Origin of the sequence: Treponema sp., assembly GCF_017430385.1 — a bacterium.
Classification (GTDB): domain Bacteria; phylum Spirochaetota; class Spirochaetia; order Treponematales; family Treponemataceae; genus Treponema_D.
The window spans coordinates 1-3,625 of sequence record NZ_JAFRNB010000069.1 but is presented as its reverse complement, the minus strand read 5'-3'; the positions used below and the strand labels follow the sequence as shown (position 1 = coordinate 3,625).

Annotated in this window: 4 protein-coding genes; 1 reads left to right on the top strand and 3 read right to left on the bottom strand. The window is 42.1% G+C overall.

The window, feature by feature from the left end; translation table 11 throughout:
- Window positions 1-104: 104 nt before the first annotated feature.
- Complete coding sequence (locus IJJ71_RS04740; protein WP_296845621.1) at window positions 105-1,502, bottom strand: right-handed parallel beta-helix repeat-containing protein; 1,398 nt, start codon at window positions 1,500-1,502, stop codon at window positions 105-107.
- Window positions 1,503-1,679: 177 nt separating this feature from the next.
- Between IJJ71_RS04740 and IJJ71_RS04735 the strand changes: the two genes are divergently transcribed.
- Window positions 1,680-2,015: a helix-turn-helix domain-containing protein gene (locus IJJ71_RS04735; protein ID WP_296845620.1), complete on the top strand. Its 336-nt coding sequence runs from the start codon at window positions 1,680-1,682 to the stop codon at window positions 2,013-2,015.
- A 143-nt stretch (window positions 2,016-2,158) separates the two neighbouring features.
- Here the strand turns inward: IJJ71_RS04735 and IJJ71_RS04730 are convergent, their stop codons facing one another.
- Both IJJ71_RS04730 and IJJ71_RS04725 read right to left on the bottom strand, forming a co-directional pair.
- The gene (locus tag IJJ71_RS04730) at window positions 2,159-2,716 is read right to left on the bottom strand and encodes a GNAT family N-acetyltransferase (protein ID WP_296845619.1); all 558 of its coding nucleotides are present in this window, start codon (window positions 2,714-2,716) and stop codon (window positions 2,159-2,161) included.
- Window positions 2,717-2,856: 140 nt separating this feature from the next.
- Complete coding sequence (locus IJJ71_RS04725) at window positions 2,857-3,588, bottom strand: zinc metallopeptidase (protein WP_296845618.1); 732 nt, start codon at window positions 3,586-3,588, stop codon at window positions 2,857-2,859.
- Window positions 3,589-3,625 lie beyond the last annotated feature (37 nt).

Sequence of the window (3,625 nt, the reverse complement as noted above, 5' to 3'; positions counted from 1 at the left end):
CTGTCGTCCGTGATTTCTTCGAATGTTTCCTCCAATGTCATTTTTACTACCCGAAGTTATTTTATCATCTCGCCTAATCTTTAAATACAATACTTGTTAAGAATTCAATTGCAGAGTGCTTTTGATGCGGATGCCCTGATACCACCACCTTTCTCTGTTGCGTTATTTTCTCTGATTGTACCACCATTCATTTCAAAAACGCAGGTTGTTGAACTAACTTGAACTCCACCACCACAACTTTTTGCAAGATTTCCGCAAATTGTACCGCCGTTCATTGTTAGAAGCCCGTTATTAAAAAGTCCACCACCGCTACTTGTTGCAGAATTTCCGCTTATTGTGCCACCATGCATCGTGAAAGTTCCATGACTATAGACACCACCACCATTTAGTGAAGCTGTGTTCTCTGCAATCATCCCGCCGTTCATAACGATATTACCATAAAAGTAAATTCCGCCACCACGCTCTGCTTTATTACCAGTTATAAGAGCAGCGTCCTCAATAATTAAAATCGCAGAGTCATCAATATGCCCTATCATAATACCACCACCACTATCTGTTGCAGTATTTTCGCTGATTGAACCACCGCTCATCTTAAAACTACATGCTGTTGAACCAATCAGAATTCCTCCGCCATTTTTAGCAAAGTTTTCTCTGATTGCACCACCTTGCATTGTGAAACTTCCCTCACTATAGACTCCACCACCATACTCTGTTGCGCTGTTTCGCGTGATTATACCGCCGTTCATAACAACATTGCCATTAAAATATGCACCAGCACCACGCACCGCTCTATTCTCACTTATAAGAGTACCATTCTCAATAGTTAAATTCGCACCGCCATCAATCGGGCTTACATAAATACCGCCTCCACGGGGTCGCCCCTCTATACTTGTTCCGCCTGTAATTTTGATATTCTTTACAGTTATGGGAACAGTTGTCTTTATATTTAAAGTACAACCTTCTTGATTTCCGTCAAGGACATCAACATATCCGTTTTCCAAGTCATTTTCATTTTTTCCTGTTATTACAAGGCTTTTTGCTGCCAATCCTGAAATATTAGTCGTGCCTCTGATCGTTCCACCAACATATATTATGAAATCACCGTCAGCGTTGTTATTGTATTTGATTACATTGACTGCTTTTTGCAAAGTTGCAAATGGTGCATCCGCCGTGCCGAGTCCACTATCATTACTACCAGATTCACTTACATATACATTGTAGAGACCTGTAGCTTCATCGGCGGTCAGAGGAATATTGTCTGATTCGTCAAGAGGCTCCTCTATGTCCTCATTTTGTGGTAAATCTTCATTCTCTTCTGTGTCTTCGGAATCTTTTCCTTCAACATTCGGAGTGCCGGGAGTTTTTCCGCCAGTTTCAGGCGTTTTTGTCACGACAGGAATACTTTCGCCGCCACCGTCATCAGAGTCTGATTTGCAAGAAACAAATGTTAAAAAATTGGCACTGGCCACAAACAAGATAAAAATCTTAATCAGGTTCTTCATAAAAATCTCCTGTATAAGTTAAGTTTTGATTTGGAATTTCATTTTCCAAATGCACACACTCTTTTTATCTATATATGTCTTATTGTAATACAAATTTCCAAATAATCAACCTTATTTTAAAAATTTGTGGCTTATTGAGATATTTAGATTTTTAAAAGTTTATTTTAAACAAAAAGAATGAAAGATTCAGAAATACAACTGAGACTGGCTGAAAACTTAAAGCGTATAAGAAAAGCAAGAAAAATGACTCAATTTGAGCTTGCAGAAAAAGCTGAGATTTCGGACGAAACAATCAAAAACATAGAGTTGTGCAAAACATGGACGAGTGAAAAAACGCTTTCCCGCATTACGGAAGCTTTGGAAATAGACATTCACACTCTTTTCATTCCGATTACTTCATCATTCGACAAGCAAAACGCCGAGGACAACCAACGGATAAAATCAAATATAATAGAAAATTTGCGGCAATTCATCGAATCAAATCTAAAAAGCCTTGAAACTGAGTTTTGTTAATGGGAAAAAATAATTTCATAAAGACAACGGGCTAGGCTATGTAGCCCCGAAGTTGCGTAGCGAACACAGTGAGCGGAGCAATGAGCGTGAGCGAAGGGCGGAACAGCCGACGGCTTTAGCCGTAGCCCCAAAATTTTTCAAAATCATATTTTTATTTCTTCCGGCTTTTCCTCGTGTTCCCCGATGATTTTTTCCATCCAGGTCATGTTGTACCAGCGGCCGAATTTGTTCGCGCATTTTCTGAACTCACCGACACGCTCAAAGCCGAGGTGAGCATGGAAATTTACGCTGTTGGAAGTGAGGTATTCGTCGTCCTTTTCAGGATAAGCGATACAAGCGTAAAGATTTTTGATTCCCATTTTTTTAAGCTGCACTTCAAGGGCATCGTACAAAAGACGACCGAAGCCATGACCATGAGAAGATTTTTCAATGTAGATGCTCGGCTCAACGCTCCACTGATAAGCCGCCCGCTCCTTGAAAGCTCCGGCATAAGCGTAGCCCAGGATTTTTTCGCCTTCGCAAAGGACAAGATAAGGATATTTTTGAAGCGTGTGCTCAATCCGCGCACGGAATTCTTCGAGGGAAGGAACTTCATACTCAAAAGTAATCGCCGTTTTCTGAACATAAGGCTTGTAAATAGAAAGAAGTTGTTCAGCATCATCCGGAACAGCAAATCTGATTTTTACATTTTCACTTTTCAATTTAAATCCTCGCTAGTAAATGGTCGGGGTTTGGGGCACAGCCCCAGGAGAAGGGGTAGCGGAAAACGCGAAGCGGTTGGAGCGAGGGGAAGGCTTTCCCCTTTCTAATTTCTAACTGCTCATTGCTAATTACTAAGTTTTTACCGTCTTCTTCTCCCTCGGTTTGCAATCATTAAGATTCGGACGAACGATGCGATTGCACTCAGCGCGCTGGCAACATAGGTCATCGCGGCTGCCCAAAGGACGTTTCTTGCGCCTGAAACTTCTTCCTTGTCAACAAAAACTCCAGCACCTTTAAGGATTTTTAACGCCCGCCATGAAGCGTCGAACTCGACAGGAAGAGTGACAATATAAAAAAGCGTTGCACCGGCAAACAAAAGAAGCCCGATATCAGTGACAAGCTGCATGAGAGGAAGATACTGAGCAGCCTGTGCCGAATAACCGAAACCGATTCCAGCAAGAACCAGAAGAGGTCCAAGGCGGGAACCGAAATTTGCCACAGGAACGAGAGCACGGCGGAAATTAAGCGGAAAATAGCCGACATGATGCTGAATCGCATGGCCGGTCTCATGTGCGGCAACCCCGACGGCGGCAATCGAAGAACTTGAATAGGTTGCATCGCTCAGACTGAGAATTTTTGTTGAAGGATTGTAATTGTCGGTCAAATTCCCGTGGATATGTGCGATTTTGACATCAGTGATTCCGTTGGCTTTAAGAAGAATCGCCGCAGCCTGTGCGCCAGTAACTCCGCGTTTAGTGCGAACCTTGTCATATTTAGCAAAGCGTGATTTTACAGCGGCACTAGCCCAAAGTCCAAGCAAAAGTGCCGGAACAGCAAAAATCAGATAAGTGTAATCAATTCCGTAATACATAGGGGAATTATAAATTAGGAATGAGAAATGAGCAATT

Excerpts from the sequence above, each read along its gene's own strand:
- IJJ71_RS04740 (WP_296845621.1), bottom strand. The coding sequence starts at position 1,502 with ATGAAGAACCTGATTAAGATTTTTATCTTGTTTGTGGCCAGTGCCAAT.
- IJJ71_RS04735 (WP_296845620.1), top strand. The coding sequence starts at position 1,680 with ATGAAAGATTCAGAAATACAACTGAGACTGGCTGAAAACTTAAAGCGT.
- IJJ71_RS04725 (WP_296845618.1), bottom strand. The coding sequence starts at position 3,588 with ATGTATTACGGAATTGATTACACTTATCTGATTTTTGCTGTTCCGGCA.